Raw genomic sequence first — 16,745 nt, forward strand, 5'->3', positions numbered from 1 at the left:
CCACATTGGTAACGGTCTGTGGCGATCCTAGAAGCTTGCGGGGCGCTGTGTCTTACGTGCGTGCACGCAGAGAATTCTGCTTCACATAGGCTTTGGGCGACAGGCCAGTGTGCTGGCGAAAACACTTGTAGAACGCCGACAGCGAGTTGAAGCCGGCGGCAAAGGCCAGTTCGTCGATGCGCGCGACCGTGGAGGTGGCACCAAGGCTGGTCAGCAGGTGTTGCAGGCGAGCCTGGTTGACGTAGCGGTAGAAGCTCTGGCCGAGCACCTGGTTGAGCAGGTAGGAGATCTGGTTGCGGCTGTAGCCGCTTTCGCGGGCAACGCGCTGCAGGTCGAGTTCCGGGTCGAGGTAAGGTTGCTGGCGCTGGAAGTACTGCTCCAGGTCCTGGGCCATGAAACTCAGCTGGCGCGGTGACAGGCCCAGGCGGCTGACTGCCGGGCGCAGGTCGTTGTGGCCGGGGTCCTGGCTGGGGGTGCGGACCAGCGAGGCGTACTCGTTGACCCGCCAGACCAGCCCGTCGCGCACGGTGATCGCTTCGCTGGACTGGAACGCCACCAGGCCCTCGCCACCACGCAGGGTGACCTGGTACTGGATGAAGGCGGTGCAGCCGTCGACACGTATGCGATCGCTATGGACGATATCTTCATCGGCTTCGCCGGGCATGCTCACGCGCACGTATTCGCGCAGCTCATCCAGGTGCAGGACGCGGTTCTGGAAGTAGTCGTTGTACTGGATATCGGGGTGATACAAGGCCATGACCCCGTCGAGGTCGCGATGCTTCCAGCACAGGTGGTAGCGCAGGACGGTGGCGGCGGTTTCCGGGGTTTGTTCCGGGCCGTCGGGGATTGGGTCTGGGGTCATTGACTGATAGTGCCCCAAGGCTGATCAAGGCTCAACTGCCGTTGGGGCCGCTGCGCGCCCCAATCGCCGGCAAGGCCGGCTCCCACAGGGTCCGGGACACAGGGATCCTGTGGGAGCTGGCCTTGCCAGCGATGGGCTGCAAAGCAGCCCTTAGAGGAACTGCTCGGCGTAATGGCACGCCACCTGCCGCGTCCCCACCTGCCTGAACGCCGGCTCCTCGGCAGCACAACGCTCAGTGGCATACGGGCAACGCTTGTGGAAAGCACAGCCAGGCGGCGGGTTGAGCGGGTTGGGCAGCTCGCCGGCGATCTTGATCTTCGGCTTGAGCGGGTCCGGATGAATGGTTGGCGTGGCCGACAGCAGCGCCTGGGTGTAAGGGTGCAGCGGTTTGGTGTAGATGTCCTCCTTGGGGCCCATTTCCGCTGGCCGGCCCAGGTACATCACCAGCACCTGGTCGGCCACATGGCGCACTACCGCCAGGTTGTGGGAGATGAACACATAAGCGGTGTTGAACTCTTTCTGCAGGTCCATGAACAGGTTCAGCACCTGGGCCTGGATCGACACGTCGAGGGCCGAAGTCGGCTCGTCGGCTACCAGCACTTTCGGTTGCAGCATCATCGCCCGGGCCAGGGCGATACGCTGGCGCTGACCACCGGAGAACATGTGCGGGTAGCGCTGGTAGTGCTCGGGGCGCAGGCCGACCTGCTGCATCATCGCCTGGACCTTTTCGCGGCGCTCGGCCTTGGACAGCTTGGTGTTGATCAGCAGCGGTTCGCCCAGCTGGTCGCCGATCTTCTGCCGCGGGTTGAGCGAGGCGTAAGGGCTCTGGAACACCATCTGCACGTCCTTGCGCAGTTGCTTGCGCTCGGCCTTGTTGGCCCCGGCGACTTCCTGGCCGGCAATCTTCAGCGAGCCGGACGACGGCTCCTCGATCAGGGTCAGGGCCCGGGCCAGGGTCGACTTGCCACAGCCGGACTCGCCAACCACGGCCAGGGTCTTGCCCGCTTCCAGTTCAAAGGACACACCGTTGAGTGCACGTACCAGGGCATGGCCCTTGAACAGGCCACGGGAAACTTCATAGTGACGGGTCAGTTCACGGGCGGTAAGGACGACGGTCATTACGCCACCTCCTGGTTCAGCGGATAGAAACAACGCACCAGGCTATGGGCCTGGGGATCGAGGGTCGGCCGTTGCCGACGGCAGCTGTCCTGCACATAGGGGCAGCGCGGCGACAGCAGGCAACCCTCGGGGCGGTCATAGCGACCGGGGACGATACCTGGCAGGGTCGCCAGGCGCTCGGCGCCTTCACTGTGCTCGGGAATCGCCGCCAGCAGCGCTTCGCTGTAGGGGTGCGCAGGCACGTCGAACAATTCCGGCACCTGGCCGACTTCCACGGCCTGCCCTGCGTACATCACGCACACGCGCTTGGCGGTTTCGGCAACCACGGCGAGGTCGTGGGTGATCAGGATCAGCGCCATGTTCTGCTCTTTTTGCAGGTTGAGCAGCAACTCCATGATCTGCGCCTGAATGGTCACATCGAGGGCGGTGGTCGGTTCGTCGGCGATCAGCAGTTTGGGTTCGCCGGCAATCGCCATGGCGATCGCCACCCGCTGGCTCATGCCACCGGAAAGCTGGTGCGGGTAGGCGTCCAGGCGGCTTTCGGCGCCGGGAATTTCCACCTTCTTGAGCAATTCCAGGGCACGCTGGCGGGCGGCCTTGCCACGCAGGCCGAGGTGCTGGCGCAGCACTTCTTCGATCTGGAAGCCCACGGTGTAGCTGGGGTTGAGGGCGGTCATCGGGTCCTGGAAGACCATCGCCATATCCTTGCCCACCACCTTGCGCCGTTGCCGGCCGCTGAGCTTGAGCATATTGGTGCCGTCGAAGGTCAGGGCATCGGCGGTGATCCGCCCCGGCGCGTCGATCAGGCCCATCAGTGCCATCATGGTTACCGATTTGCCCGAACCCGATTCGCCGACGATGGCCAGCACTTCACCTTCATTGACCGTGAGGTCCAGGCCGTCGACCACCGGTACCGCGTTGGCGTCGCCAAAGCGCACATTCAGATTTTTTATTTGCAGAAGTGACATGGCGATCTCCTCAGGCGGCATTCTTGAGTTTCGGGTCCAGCGCATCGCGCAGTCCGTCACCCATCAGGTTGATTGCCAGCACGCTGAGCAAAATGGTCAGGCCAGGCAGGCTCACGACCCACCAGGCGCGTTCGATGTAGTCGCGGGCCGAAGCCAGCATGGTGCCCCACTCGGGGGTTGGCGGCTGCACACCAAGGCCGAGGAAGCCCAGGGCGGCAGCGTCGAGGATCGCCGAAGAGAAGCTCAGGGTGGCCTGGACGATCAGCGGCGCCATGCAGTTGGGCAGCACGGTGACGAACATCAGCCGTGGCAGGCCGGCACCGGCCAGGCGTGCGGCGGTGACGTAGTCGCGGTTCAGCTCGCCCATTACTGCCGCGCGGGTCAGGCGCACATAGGACGGCAACGAGACGATGGCGATGGCGATCACGGTGTTGATCAGGCCAGGGCCGAGGATGGCGACAATCGCCACGGCCAGCAGCAGCGAGGGCAGGGCCAGCATCACGTCCATCAGGCGCATGATCGACGGGCCGAGGATGCGCGGGAAGAATCCGGCCAGCAGGCCAAGGAAGATCCCCGGGATCAGCGAGATCACCACCGACGACAGGCCGATCAGCAGCGACAGGCGCGAGCCCTGGATCAACCGCGAGAGCAGGTCCCGGCCGAGCTCATCGGTGCCGAGGATGAACTGCCAGTTGCCACCTTCGAGCCATACCGGCGGGGTCAGCAGGAAATCACGGTACTGTTCGCTGGGATTGTGCGGCGCCACCCAGGGGGCGAACAGCGCGCAGAACACGATCAGGCTCATGAACATCAGACCGGCGACCGCGCCCTTGTTGCGTGAAAAGGCCTGCCAGAACTCCTTGTACGGCGAAGGGTAGAGCAGGCTCTGGTCGACAGCGGTGGCCGGGGTGGTGACAGATTTCGGAAGTGGGGTAGTCATGACGGGGCCCTCAGCGCTGATGACGGATGCGTGGGTTGGCCAGGCCGTAGAGGATGTCCACGACGAAGTTGACCAGGATCACCAGGCAGGCAATCAACAGGATGCCGTTCTGTACCACGGGGTAGTCACGGGCGCCGATGGCTTCGATCAGCCACTTGCCGATGCCCGGCCAGGAAAAGATGGTTTCGGTCAGTACCGCACCGGCAAGCAGGGTGCCGACCTGCAGGCCGAATACTGTCAGCACCGGGATCAACGCGTTGCGCAGGCCGTGCACGAACACCACGCGGGCCGGAGACAGGCCCTTGGCCCGGGCCGTGCGGATGTAGTCTTCACGCAGCACTTCGAGCATGGAGGAACGGGTCATCCGTGCGATTACCGCCAGCGGAATGGTGCCGAGCACGATGGCCGGCAGGATCAGGTGCATCAGCGCATCCTTGAAGGCGCCTTCTTCGTCGCTGAGCAGGGTATCGATGAGCATGAAGCCGGTTTTCGGCTCGATGTCGTAGAGCAGGTCGATGCGTCCGGAAACCGGGGTCCAGCCCAGGCTCACGGAGAAGAACATGATCAGGATCAGGCCCCACCAGAAGATCGGCATCGAATAGCCGGCAAGTGAGATCCCCATGACCCCGTGGTCGAACAGCGAACCCCGCTTGAGCGCGGCAATCACCCCGGCCAGCAGGCCGATCACGCCAGCGAAAAACAGTGCCGCCATGGCCAGTTCGAGGGTTGCCGGGAACAGCGCGAGGAATTCGGTCCAGACGCTTTCGCGGGTGCGCAGCGATTCGCCAAGGTCACCCTGGGCGAGCTTGCTGACGTAGTCCAGGTACTGTTCGGGCAGCGGCTTGTTCAGGCCAAGGCGCTCCATGGCCTGGGCGTGCATTTCCGGGTCGACCCGGCGCTCGCCCATCATGACCTCCACCGGGTCGCCGGGTATCAGCCGTATGAGCGCAAACGTCAGCAAGGTGATGCCGAAGAAGGTCGGGATCAGCAATCCCAGTCGCCGGGCAATAAAACTAAACATCTTCTGGAGTACCTCATCAGCCGGTCAGGCATGCCCACCGGCACCCGGGTGGGGCGCCGGCGGTCGTTCTTGTTCTACTTCACCTGGGTAGTGGCGAAGTTGTTATTGGTGAGGGGATTGATGTGGTACCCCTCAACGTTGTCGCGCATGGCGGTAAACATCTGCGGGTGCGCCATGCTGATCCACGGTTGATCTTCATCGTACACCGCCAGAGCCTTTACATAGAGCGCTGCACGCTCATCGTTGTCGGTGACTTCGCGGGCCTTGGTGATCAACTGCTGGAAAGTTTGATTGCACCAGCGGGCATAGTTCTCGCCACTTCTCACCGCGTCGCAGCTAAGCAGTGGGCTGAGGAAGTTGTCCGGGTCGCCGTTGTCGCTGGCCCAGCCGGTGGAAACCATATCGGCTTCGCCTTTTTTGGCGCGGCGCAGCATCTCCGCCCACTCCATCACGCGGATGTCGACCGTCAGGCCGATCTTGGCCAGGTCTGCCTGGAGCATTTCGGCGCTCAGTCGCGGGTTGGGGTTGGTCGGGCCGCCGCCGTTGCGGGTGAACAAGGTCAGCACCGTGCCCTCGGGCACACCGGCTTCCTTGAGCAGGGCACGAGCCTTGTCGAGGTCGCGGGGCGGGTTCTTGTTGTCGGTGTTGTAGCCGATCATGGTCGGTGGGTAAGGGTTGACCGCGACCAGCGCGTTGCCTTTGCCGAACAGCTGGTCGACGTGGGTCTGGCGGTCGAAGGCGATATTGATGGCTTTGCGCACGCGCACATCGCTCAGGTACTTGTGTTCAGTGTTGAGCGAGATGTAGCCGGTGGTCAGTGCTTCCATCTCGGCCACTTTCAATTTGGGGTCGGCCTTGATGCTGGGGATGTCGTCGGGCTTGGGATACAGCGCCACCTGGCACTCGTTGGCCTTGAGCTTCTGCAGGCGCACGTTGTTGTCATTGGCGATGGCGAAAATCAGCGCATCGGCTGGAGGCTTGCCGCGAAAGTACTCCGGGTTGGCCTTGTAGCGAACCTGCGCGTCCTTGTTGTAGCGCTGGAAGATGAACGGGCCGGTGCCGATTGGTTTGCTGTTGAGGTCGGTGGTCTTGTCGGCCTTGAGTAGCTGGTCGCCATATTCGGCAGAGTAGATCGAGGTGAAGGCCATGGCCAGGTCACGCAGGAAGGGCGCTTCGGGGCGGGTCAGGGTGAAGACCACGGTGTGCTCGTCGGTCTTCTCGACGCTTTTGAGCAGGTCCTTGAAACCCATGCTTTCGAAATAGGGGAAGCCGATGCTGGTCTTGTTGTGCCACGGGTGATTCGGGTCCAGCTGTCGTCGGAAACTCCACAACACGTCGTCGGCATTCATGTCGCGCGTGGGTTTGAAGTAATCGGTGGTGTGGAACGTGACCCCTTCGCGCAGGTGGAACGTGTAGGTCAGGCCGTCGTCACTGATGTCCCAGCGTTCGGCCAGGGCCGGCTGGATATCGGTGGTGCCTGGCTTGAAGTCGACCAAGCGGTTGAAGATGGCCTCGGCCGAGGCATCGGCGGTCACGGCAGTGGTGTACTGGACGATATCGAAGCCTTCCGGGCTGGCCTCGGTACACACCACCAGCGGCTTGGCCGAGAGGCCCGCCGCAGTACTCAACAGGACGGCTGCCAGGGCAGCCTGTAGTGGTAACAGTTTCATGAAACCTCCTGCAATCGATTAACCAGAGTAGCCGTCCCGGTCGATTCGGCGAACCGACCGGGCCAGGGCGTTCTAGAGGAAATTGAATGGAATGGTGGTGACAATCCGCAGCTCGTCCAGGCTGCCGTCGGCCTGGGCCTTGCTGGCCCGGTGGGCGGTGTAGGTCGCGCGGATGGTGGTGTCCTTGAGCGTGCCGCTCTGCACCGCGTAGGTGGTGCCGATGCCCCACTCGTAGTGGTTCTCGTCGTCCAGGCCACGGACGTCGTAGCCGGTGCTCTTGTAGTGGGTACCGTCGATGCCCCAGCCGCGGGCGTTGTACAGGTTGAACTTGAGGCCGGGTACGCCGTACTGGGCCATGTTCAACACGTAGGCGATCTGCATCGATTTCTCGTTCGGGCCGTTGAAGTCCGAGAGCAGGGAGTTGGCCAGGAAGATCGCGTTGGTGTCGTGCAGGTAGTCGAAGTATTCGTTGCCGTTGACCTGCTGGTAGGAGAAGGTCAGGTTGTGGGCCTGGTGGGTCAGGCCGAACGACAGACTGTAGGTGTCGTTATCAATGTCGCCGAGCTTGCTTTTGCCTTCGTCCTTGGTCTTGTAGTAGTTCAGGCCAGTGGTCAGGCTCAGCACCGCGCTGTCGCCCAGCTCATGGCTGGCGCCGAAGTAGTACTGGTTCCACAGGTCTTCGACGTTGGACACGTAGAAGCTGGTTTTCAGGCTCTTCAGTGGCTGGTAGCTGACGCCGGCGATGTTGACGTGATCGGCTTCAAAGGCGCGATCACCATACTCGGCAACGAATTTGCTGGTGCCTTGTTCGGTCCGGGTCGAGAGCCGGTCGAAGGTGCCGATATCGAAGGACAGGTTGTCGAATTCTTCGCTGCGGATGCTCACACCCTCGAAACTCGACGGCAAGGCGCGGTTGCCGATATAGGCAAGCACCGGGGTGTCCATCGATTGGCGGCCGGCGGTCAGGGTGGTGTTGGAGACCCGCGCCTTGACGTTGGCCAGGCCCATCTTGCTCCACTGGCCGATTACGTCGCCATCGCTGTGGGTCAGGGTCCGGTTGTTCGGCCCGGCGACTGCGGCACGGCCCCGCTCCAGGGCGATGGCGTTGTAGGCGGCGACTTCGGTGCTGAAGCCGACGGTACCTTCGGTAAAGCCCGAGGTGTAGTTGAGGATGGTGCCCTGTACCCAGTTGTCACGGCTGTGGGTGTCGTGTTGGGTGCCGTCGCTTTTGTAGTACTTCCACATTGGCGCGCGGGTGGCGCGTTCGCGGGCGTACCAGTTGCGGGTCGAGCCGGACAGGCTCTGGCCTTCGATGAAGCCCTTGGCTTCGCTCTGGGCGCTGGTGGATTTGACGCTGACCGGAACGAAGTCCTGGCTGGCGGGCTCGGCTTGGGCCATGGCTGACAGACCACTGAGGGACATTGCCAGTACTGCGGTTTTGGTTCGTCTCAAGGTAAAGCTCCCTTTTCTTTTCTTTTCTTTTTTTAGTTACCGCCTGGCTTTGTGAGCTGGGCGTCTTGCCGGTTGGTACAAGGGTTGCAATCGTTTGCTGTAAGGCGATCGGGCATATTCAGGCTGATATCGGGCGCGAGGGTGGAGTGCACCCCCGTGGCCGATGCAGTGGTTTATTCGGTACTGACGCCTGAGAAGTTGTTGCGCCCGAAGGGGCTTACCTTGAAATCCACGACCTTGGCACTGAGCGGCTGGTTGACCGTCGAGTGGGCGATCGGGGTGATGGGCAATTGTTGCTTGAGGCGCTGTTGCGCCTGTTGGTAAAGCGCGGTGCGTTGCTCGCGGTCGGTGATGGTCTTGGCTTTCTTGACCAGGGCGTCGTACTGCGGGTCGCACCACATGGAGTAGTTGTTGCTGCCAATCGCGTCGCAGCTGTACAGGGTGCCGAGCCAGTTGTCCGGGTCACCGTTGTCGCCGGTCCAGCCGATCAGCGAGATGTCGTGTTCACCGTCCTTGGTGCGCTTGAGATATTCGCCCCATTCGTAGCTGACGATCTTCACGTTCAGACCGACCTTGCCCCAGTCGGCCTGGAGCATTTCGGCCATCAGCTTGGCATTGGGGTTGTACGGGCGTTGCACAGGCATGGCCCAGAGGGTGATTTCAGTGCCTTCCTTGACCCCGGCGGCCTTGAGCAATTCGCGGGCCTTGTCCGGGTTGTAATCGGCATCCTTGATGCTGTCGTCGTAGGACCACTGGGTCGGCGGCATGCTGCCCACCGCCAGCTGCCCAGCCTCCTGGTACACCGCTTTGACGATGGCCGATTTGTTGATCGCCATGTCCATGGCCTGGCGCACCTCGAGCTGGTCGAAGGGTTTGTGCCGCACGTTGTAGGCGATGTAGCCGAGGTTGAAACCGGGCTTCTCGATGACCTGCAGCTTCGGGTCGCTCTTCAGGGCGTTGAGATCGGCGGGGCGCGGGTGCAGGGTGACCTGGCATTCGTTCTTGCGTAGCTTCTGGATGCGCACCGACGGGTCGGTGTTGATCGAGAAGATCAACTGGTCGATCTTCACCTGGCTCGGGTCCCAGTAGTCCTTGTTGCCGCGGTAGCGGATCTGCGAGTCCTTCTGGTAACGCTGGAACACGAACGGACCGGTGCCGATCGGCTTCTGGTTGATGTCGCTGGGGCGCCCCGACGTCATCAGCTGCTCGGCATATTCGGCCGAGAGCACAGAGGCAAAGTTCATCGCCAGGTTTTGCACAAAAGCGGCATCGACGCTGTTGAGGGTAAAGACCACGGTCATCGGGTCGGTCGTCTCGATCCGCGCGATGTTCTTGTCCAGGCTCATGCTGACGAAGTAGGGAAACTCGGTGGGGTAGGCCTTGCGGAACGGGTGGTTGCGGTCGAGCATCCGGTTGAAGGTGAACAGCACGTCGTCGGCGTTGAAGTCGCGGCTCGGGGTGAAATCCTTGTTGCTGTGGAACTTGACCCCTTCGCGCAGGTGGAAGGTGTAGGTCAGGCCATCGTCGGAAACCTCCCAGCTTTTCGCCAGGGCCGGCTTGACGGCCGTCGCACCGCGTTCGAATTCCACCAGGCGGTTATAGATCGGTTCGGCGGCGTCATTGTCGGTGGCGCTGGTGTACTGGGCGGTGTCAAATCCGCCCGGGCTGCCTTCGGAGCAGAACACCAGGTTTTTGGCCAGGCTTGCCGGGGCCTGGGCGAGCAGGCCGAAGCCCAGCAGTGCCGCATAAATCGGGGTGTGGCGCATGACAGTCCCTTCTCTCTTGTTGTTTTTCACGTGGTCCATGGCGCACAGCTGTACGAATCGCGCCGACTACGCTGCACCCTTGACGGTAGGTCCATCAGGGCGTTGCAGATAGGTGCGATTACGCAGAGGTGTGTAGGAGGTATCCGATAGGGCGGGCGACGGTTCCGTGTCGATGCGCTAGCGGTTGACCTGCCAGGCCATCAGGGTACGGCCCCGGGTGCCGTGTGGCGTCGCGGGGCCGATCCGGTTGGCTGCTACTTGGTCACGCTGACCCCATAGAAGGAGTTCAAGCCAAACGGGCTGATCTTGAAGTCCTGTACGGTTGAACGCATAGGTTGATACACCGTCGAGTGAGCGATGGGTGTCATCGGAACCTGTTCTTTGAGGATGTGTTGCGCTTGCTTGTACAGTTCGGTGCGCTTGGCCTGGTCGGAGGTGGCCTTGGCTTGCTTGACCAGGTCGTCGTACGGCTTGTAGCACCATTTGGAGAAGTTGTTGCCTTCCAGGGCATCACAACCGAACAGGGTGCCCAGCCAGTTGTCCGGGTCACCGTTGTCGCCGCTCCAGCCAATCAGCATGGCGCCGTTTTCGCCGCCTTTGGAGCGCTTGATGTACTCACCCCACTCGTAGCTGATGATCTTGGCCTTGATGCCGACCTTGGCCCAGTCCGATTGCAGCATCTCGGCCATCAGCTTGGCGTTGGGGTTGTACGGGCGTTGCACCGGCATGGCCCAGAGGTTGATCTCGGTGCCTTCCTTGATGCCGGCTTCCTTTAGCAGTTGCTTGGCCTTCTCCGGATCGTACTTGGCATCCTTGATGGTGGTGTCGTAGGACCACTGGGTCGGCGGCATGGCGTTGACTGCCATCTGGCCGGCGCCCTGGTACACCGAGTCAATGATCTGCTGCTTGTTCACCGCCATGTCCAGCGCTTCACGGACCTTGAGCTGGGCCATCGGGTTAGGCTCGTTGCTGCCCTTGATCTTGTCCATCACGTTGTAGGCGATGTAGCCGAGGTTGAAGCCGGCCTGGTCAGGCATCTTCAGGTTCGGGTCGTTCTTCAGCGGTTCGATGTCGGCCGGGCGCGGGAACAGGGTGACCTGGCACTCGTTCTTCTTGAGTTTCTGCATGCGCACCGAGGCATCGGTGGTAATGGCGAAGATCAGGTTGTCGATCTTCACATCGTCAGGCTTCCAGTAATCCTTGTTGCCCTTGAAGCGGATCTGCGCGTCTTTCTGGTATTTGCTGAACACGAACGGGCCGGTGCCGATCGGCTTCTGGTTGATGTCGGCGGGCTTGCCCTGCTTGAGCAACTGGTCGGCGTATTCGGCGGACTGGATCGAGGCGAAGCTCATGGCCAGGTTCTGGATGAACGCGGCATCGACGCCATTGAGGGTGAACTTGACCGTGTGGTCGTCGAGCTTTTCGACCTTGGCGATGTTCTTGTCCATGCCCATGTCGGTGAAGTACGGGAACTCGGTGGGATACGCCTTGCGGAACGGCATGTCCTTGTCGAGCATCCGATTGAAGGTGAACAGCACGTCGTCGGCGTTGAACGCGCGGGTCGGCTTGAAGAACTCGGTGGTGTGGAACTTGACACCTTCGCGCAGGTGGAAGGTATAGGTCAGGCCATCCTCGGAAATGTCCCAGCTGGTCGCCAGGCCCGGGATGACCGCGGTGCCGCCACGCTCGAACTGGCTCAGGCGGTTGAAGACGGTCTCGGCTGAAGCATCGAAGTCGGTTCCGGTGGTGTACTGGCCCGGGTCGAAGCCCGCGGGGCTGCCTTCGGAGCAAAACACCAGGTTAGTCGCCGCAAGGGCGGAGGGTGCGCTGGCAAGCAAGCCTGCGCCGACCAGAAACGGAATGACCGCGTGTTTGAGCATGGTGGCCTCATTGTTGTCATTTTTGATTTGAGGGGGCCTTGTGAGCCGACCTGCGGATACTTATGCAGGCCCCATACCCAATGCAACACTCAAAGGGATGTGTGACAGAAAACAGTGGGACGAACGTACAGGAATGTCGCATCCGTATAATTTTTTACGGAGTTGATCGTTTGCGAGGGGGTGTTTCAGTGTGTTTCGAAGACGATATCTCTATATCGAGTCAGTCTTTGCACTAAATTGGGGCGCGAGGTGCTACAAGTAACAGCGTTCGCGGCAGCCGAAGCTGCCGCGAAACAGCGGAAAAGTAACGTCGATCAGGGCATCTGGACTTCGATGGTGCCGTCGGCGCTGAGGGTCACCTGGCTGGTGCCCGCTTCGATTTCCGGAACGGCAGCAGCGTCTTCGGCCATGCCGGCTTTCATCATCATTGGCGCGCTGCGGGCATAAGGATGCGGGTAGCCGCTGCTGTTGAGGTTGAGGTTGACCACTTTGTAGCCTTTGCCGCCCAGGGCTTCGGTAGCCAGTTGGGCGCGGGCCTTGAAGGCGTTGACGGCATCCTTGAGCAGGTCGTCCTCGCTGGTCTTGCGTGTGGCCGGGGCGATGGAGAAGTCCATGCCGCCCATTTTCAGGTCCTGCAGCAGGGTACCGGTAAGTCGCGACAGGGCCGGGAAGTCGGCGCTTTCCAGGCGCAGTTCGGCGCGCTCACGCCAGCCGGTGATCTTCTGGCCCTTGTTGTCGTAGATCGGATAGCTGTTGCGGCTGCCCTGGCTGATCTTCACGTCCTTGACTTCGCGGGCCTGTTTCACCGCCTTGTTCATGGTCTCGGTGATTTGCGTGGCCAGCTTGCCCGGGTCGGTATTCTGCGCTTCGCTGTACAGGGTCACGACCATCAGGTCGCGGGCCACTTCCTTGCTGACTTCGGCGCGCAGCGAAATCTGGTTGTAGCGGGGCGCTTCTTCAGCCAGTGCCGGAAGGCTGGCTAGCAAGCTGGTGGCCATGACCAGGGCGGCGCTGCTGCGGGTGATAGACATGTATGACTCCTTGAAATTGAGGCGCGGGCACGGACATAACCTTTGCACGCTGGCCCATAAGACTGGCAACAGTGTAGTGAGGTTCAAAATGGCCATCATTGTTATGTAAAAAAGTGTGGCGCTTTGCCGCATCACTGCAGACCAGGCCACAGCTTCGGTATACTCGCGACGATTCGCCTGGAGCACTCATCAGGAGAGCTCATGCTCGCCCCCGTACAAATGTTGTCTGCAACCCGTCAGAACCTCTGGCGCCTGACCTTCATCCGCATCCTGGTGCTTGCTGCCCAGGCCGGCTCGGTCGGTGTCGCCTACTGGACCGAACTACTGCCGCTGCCGTGGCTGTCGCTGGTCATCACCCTTGGCCTGTCGATGCTGCTGTGCGCGTTCACGGCCCTGCGCCTGCGCCTGACCTTGCCGGTCACCGAGCTGGAGTATGCCTTCCAGCTGGCCTGTGACCTGTTGATCCACAGTGCCTTGCTGTATTACTCGGGCGGTTCGACCAACCCCTTCGTGTCCTATTACCTGGTGCCGCTGGCCATCGCTGCGGTGACCTTGCCCTGGGTTTACTCGCTGATCCTCTCCGGTATCGCCCTGGCGGCCTACAGCCTGCTGCTGGTGCAGTTCTATCCGCTCGAAACCTTCCCCATGGCCCGGGAGAAGATGCAGGTCTACGGCATGTGGCTGAGTATCGCCCTGGCCGCCGCCGTGATTACCTTCTTCGCCGCGAAAATGGCCGAAGAGCTGCGTCGCCAGGAGCAACTGCGCGCTGAACGCCGCGAGGAGGGACTGCGTGACCAGCAACTGCTGGCCGTGGCCACCCAGGCCGCTGGCGCCGCCCATGAGCTGGGCACGCCGCTGGCGACCATGAGCGTGCTGATCAAGGAAATGCGCCAGGACCACAGCGACCCGCTGCTGCAGGAAGACCTGGCGGTGCTGCAGGACCAGGTCAAGCTGTGCAAGGAGACCCTGCAGAACCTGGTGCGCGCCGCGGAAGCCAACCGGCGCCTGGCGGTCGAGAACCAGGAAGTGACCTTCTGGCTCGACGAGGCGCTCAACCGCTGGCACCTGATGCGCCCGGAGGCCAGCTACCGCTTCCAGCGCCTGGGCCAGGGCAGCGTGCCGCGCCTGGCGCCGCCGCCGGACCTGACCCAGGCCTTGCTGAACCTGTTGAACAACGCCGCCGATGCCTGCCCGGATGATCTGGAAGTACGCCTGGACTGGGACGCCCAGGACATGGTGATCAGCATCCGCGACCACGGCCCCGGCGTGCCGGCGGCCATTGCCGAATCGATTGGAAAACCCTTCTTTACCACCAAGGGCAAAGGCTTCGGCCTGGGCCTGTTCTTGAGCAAGGCCAGCGTGACCCGTGCTGGCGGCTCGGTAAAACTCTATAGTCATGAGGAAGGCGGTACGCTCACCGAGCTGCGCCTGCCGCGTGACGCGCGAGGAGATGTGTGATGAGTGATGAAATCCAGGTTGAAGGCGAAGAGCTGCCGCACCTGCTGCTGGTTGACGACGACGCCACCTTTACCCGGGTGATGGCCCGGGCCATGAGTCGCCGCGGCTTTCGCGTGAGCACCGCAGGTTCTGCCGAGGAGGGCCTGAAAATCGCCCAGGACGACGTGCCGGACTACGCCACGCTGGACTTGAAGATGGACGGCGATTCCGGCTTGGTACTGCTGCCCAAGCTGCTGGAGCTGGACCCGGAAATGCGCGTGGTGATCCTCACCGGTTACTCGAGCATCGCCACTGCGGTCGAGGCGATCAAGCGCGGCGCCTGCAACTACCTGTGCAAGCCGGCCGATGCCGACGATGTGCTGGCCGCGTTGCTCTCCGAACACGCCGACCTCGACAGCCTGGTGCCGGAAAACCCGATGTCGGTGGACCGCCTGCAGTGGGAGCACATCCAGCGCGTGCTGACCGAGCATGAAGGCAATATCTCCGCCACGGCCCGGGCCCTGGGCATGCACCGGCGGACCTTGCAGCGCAAACTGCAGAAGCGCCCGGTGCGGCGCTGATAGCTTCAAATCTGTTCTGGCCCCATCGCTGGCAAGGCCAGCTCCCACAGGACTTGTGCATGGCACTGACCTTTGTGGGAGCCGGTCTTGCCGGCGATGGGGTGCGAAGCAGCCCTTAGCGATTCAGGATCGTTCGATCCACCCGCACTGCCAACTGCCCGGCCCCGGGCGCGGCATCAAACACCACCTTGCCCGTTGCAGCCAGCTTGGCGCGGCTGATCACCACGCCATCGCGCAACAGTTCCAGGGGTACATCCTTGAGCGACTGGCCCGACGCCAGTTCAATGTTCAGGGTAATGCTCATAAGTGATTTCCTTATCACTGGTGTTGATCGATATAGGTCGTGGTGCCCGCATCCAGCGAGGCGATCAGTTCCGGCGAGCCGCCGCGGAACTGGCGGAACAGGTTGCGCGAAACAGACTTGCCGGAGGTGTCCACCGGCACCGTCAGGGTCGGCTGGAAGCGCTCAGTCAATTCGGCATAGTCGCTCCACGGGCCGATGTACGATTCGTTCAGGCCGTTGACCACACTCACTGCGTAACGCACGGCATGACCAGGCAGCCAGTTTGGCTGGCTCGGCACCTGGGTCTGCCAGCCGTCGGCGCGAACGCTCGGGGCACCGGCAGGGGCTTCGAGGTGGCCGGTGGGTTTGTTCGGGGTGTAGTCCTTGAGCAGCAGGTAAGTACTCCAGCCCCACCAGTTGTCGATCTGCGCCGGGTCATTGAGGTTGTTGACGTCGGCGCGGCGCATCAGTTTGCCGTTGCGCAGGGCAAACAGCGGCGCGAAGTTGCCCGGCACTTGCCCTTCTACTGCGGCCTGCAGGTCGGCGGCGATGCGCAGCGCACCGTAGGCTGTCGGCGCAGGTAGATTGCCCGTGTCGAAAGCCTGGAAAATTTCATCGACAGACTTCTGCACGGCCAGGCCCACCTGCTTGCGGTTGGTCACGTCGATGCTGTCGAAATAGCGCTTGTCGCCATAACCACGCCAGGTATCGCCCTGGGCATTGCGCAGCACCAGGCCGTACTTGCTGTCTTCATCGTGCATGAAACGCGAGATCAGCGAGCCGAGGTCGGCCGGGGTGACGTTGTCCTTGATCGCCTTGCGCGGTACACGCACATGGCCGGCGGAGAACAGGTCGGTGAGGAAGTGATCAGCGAAGGCGTTCATCGCGTAGGCCAGTTCCAGTTGCCCGTCATCGCCACTGGCCCGTGCTTTCACGGCCTGGCGCAGGGCCGCGGTGTGCCCGGCGATGTAGGCCAGCAGCGCCCATTCACCAAAGTGGTCCCAGTTGCTGGCGGCAAGCTTGAGGTAGCGGCCCAGGGGGAACATCGGCGAGACGAAGCTGCCACCGCCGGTGATCTTGTTCCATTCTTCCGAGAGGGTATCGCCCAACTGATCGTAGGCTTCGTGGGGCTGGCGACCGTCTTTGATCGCCTGGTTGGCAGCGGCGATTTCTTGCTGCATGACCGCGAGGATCTTGCCGGCTTCTTCCCGGGAGGCGGGAAGCACGGCCAGCGAATCAAAGGCGGCAGCAAAACGCTGGACGCGTTCTTCAGCATTGGCGCCATCGGCAATCGGCCGCTCGGGAATGCCATAGAAGTCGCCGCCCAGAGCGACGATCTGGCCGTAACTGAGGGTCAGGCCATTGGCCAGGTGCAGGGCGACTTTCCAGGCTGGAATCGGCGCGCTGTCCTGGCTGAAGCGCAGCAGGGCGTTGTCGCCGATGGCGGTGTGTTCGCCGCCTTCAAAACGCAGCACCGGCTTGCCGCTGGCTGGCGGTTTGGCCGGCAGGCCGAGGCGGTGGTACTTGATGGTGTGGTGGCCGTCGATGACCAATACGACGCGGGTGTCGGGGCCGGGAATCTTGATGCCGTCGACACTGAACAGGGCATCGAGGTCGGCGACCACGGTGGTGGCGAGCGCCTTCTGGGCGTGCAGTCCGGTTTGCATACCTGACATATTCAACTCCTTTGAGATGTCATGGATTTCGATAAATAACTGTATGTATGTACAGTTGT

The 16,745-nt window shown here is 62.0% G+C and carries 14 protein-coding genes; 2 read left to right on the forward strand and 12 right to left on the reverse strand.

The genetic code is table 11. The annotated features are described in order from the left end of the window. Positions 1-52: 52 nt before the first annotated feature. From LOY45_RS04590 to LOY45_RS04635, 10 genes are all read right to left on the reverse strand, one after another. Positions 53-862, reverse strand: coding sequence for an AraC family transcriptional regulator (locus LOY45_RS04590; RefSeq protein WP_115088616.1), 810 nt, complete (start codon positions 860-862; stop codon positions 53-55). 150 nt (positions 863-1,012) lie between these two features. Further along, positions 1,013-1,981 (reverse strand): peptide ABC transporter ATP-binding protein, encoded by a 969-nt coding sequence (locus LOY45_RS04595; protein WP_134064187.1) that lies wholly within the window; start codon positions 1,979-1,981, stop codon positions 1,013-1,015. Beyond that, positions 1,981-2,949, reverse strand: a complete 969-nt coding sequence (locus tag LOY45_RS04600) for an ABC transporter ATP-binding protein (protein WP_115088614.1) — start codon at positions 2,947-2,949, stop codon at positions 1,981-1,983. The genes LOY45_RS04595 and LOY45_RS04600 overlap by 1 nt, the downstream gene beginning before the upstream one ends. Positions 2,950-2,959: 10 nt before the next feature. After that, positions 2,960-3,889: an ABC transporter permease subunit gene (locus LOY45_RS04605; RefSeq protein ID WP_036993939.1), complete on the reverse strand. Its 930-nt coding sequence runs from the start codon at positions 3,887-3,889 to the stop codon at positions 2,960-2,962. Positions 3,890-3,899: 10 nt separating this feature from the next. After that, positions 3,900-4,910 (reverse strand): ABC transporter permease subunit, encoded by a 1,011-nt coding sequence (locus LOY45_RS04610; protein ID WP_036993941.1) that lies wholly within the window; start codon positions 4,908-4,910, stop codon positions 3,900-3,902. Positions 4,911-4,984: 74 nt separating this feature from the next. Then, the gene (locus LOY45_RS04615) at positions 4,985-6,580 is read right to left on the reverse strand and encodes an ABC transporter substrate-binding protein (protein ID WP_115088613.1); all 1,596 of its coding nucleotides are present in this window, start codon (positions 6,578-6,580) and stop codon (positions 4,985-4,987) included. Between the two features lie 72 nt (positions 6,581-6,652). Continuing rightward, positions 6,653-8,002: an OprD family porin gene (locus LOY45_RS04620; protein ID WP_115088612.1), complete on the reverse strand. Its 1,350-nt coding sequence runs from the start codon at positions 8,000-8,002 to the stop codon at positions 6,653-6,655. Positions 8,003-8,205: 203 nt separating this feature from the next. Further along, positions 8,206-9,798 (reverse strand): ABC transporter substrate-binding protein, encoded by a 1,593-nt coding sequence (locus tag LOY45_RS04625; RefSeq protein ID WP_115088611.1) that lies wholly within the window; start codon positions 9,796-9,798, stop codon positions 8,206-8,208. Positions 9,799-10,052: 254 nt separating this feature from the next. Beyond that, positions 10,053-11,678 (reverse strand): ABC transporter substrate-binding protein, encoded by a 1,626-nt coding sequence (locus LOY45_RS04630; protein ID WP_115088610.1) that lies wholly within the window; start codon positions 11,676-11,678, stop codon positions 10,053-10,055. A 314-nt stretch (positions 11,679-11,992) separates the two neighbouring features. Beyond that, positions 11,993-12,709: an SIMPL domain-containing protein gene (locus LOY45_RS04635; protein WP_233673289.1), complete on the reverse strand. Its 717-nt coding sequence runs from the start codon at positions 12,707-12,709 to the stop codon at positions 11,993-11,995. A gap of 201 nt (positions 12,710-12,910) precedes the next feature. Between LOY45_RS04635 and LOY45_RS04640 the strand changes: the two genes are divergently transcribed. Both LOY45_RS04640 and LOY45_RS04645 read left to right on the forward strand, forming a co-directional pair. Beyond that, positions 12,911-14,167 (forward strand): ATP-binding protein, encoded by a 1,257-nt coding sequence (locus LOY45_RS04640; protein ID WP_010223416.1) that lies wholly within the window; start codon positions 12,911-12,913, stop codon positions 14,165-14,167. Continuing rightward, complete coding sequence (locus LOY45_RS04645) at positions 14,167-14,727, forward strand: response regulator transcription factor (RefSeq protein WP_010223415.1); 561 nt, start codon at positions 14,167-14,169, stop codon at positions 14,725-14,727. The genes LOY45_RS04640 and LOY45_RS04645 overlap by 1 nt, the downstream gene beginning before the upstream one ends. A gap of 115 nt (positions 14,728-14,842) precedes the next feature. On the opposite strand, the gene LOY45_RS04650 is transcribed toward LOY45_RS04645, so the two are convergent. Then, positions 14,843-15,031 (reverse strand): hypothetical protein, encoded by a 189-nt coding sequence (locus LOY45_RS04650; RefSeq protein WP_115088608.1) that lies wholly within the window; start codon positions 15,029-15,031, stop codon positions 14,843-14,845. A 14-nt stretch (positions 15,032-15,045) separates the two neighbouring features. Further along, positions 15,046-16,686, reverse strand: a complete 1,641-nt coding sequence (locus LOY45_RS04655; RefSeq protein WP_115088607.1) for a phospholipase — start codon at positions 16,684-16,686, stop codon at positions 15,046-15,048. Between the last annotated feature and the right edge of the window lie 59 nt (positions 16,687-16,745).

It is taken from the genome of Pseudomonas wadenswilerensis, from assembly GCF_024749185.1.
GTDB lineage: Bacteria > Pseudomonadota > Gammaproteobacteria > Pseudomonadales > Pseudomonadaceae > Aquipseudomonas > Aquipseudomonas wadenswilerensis.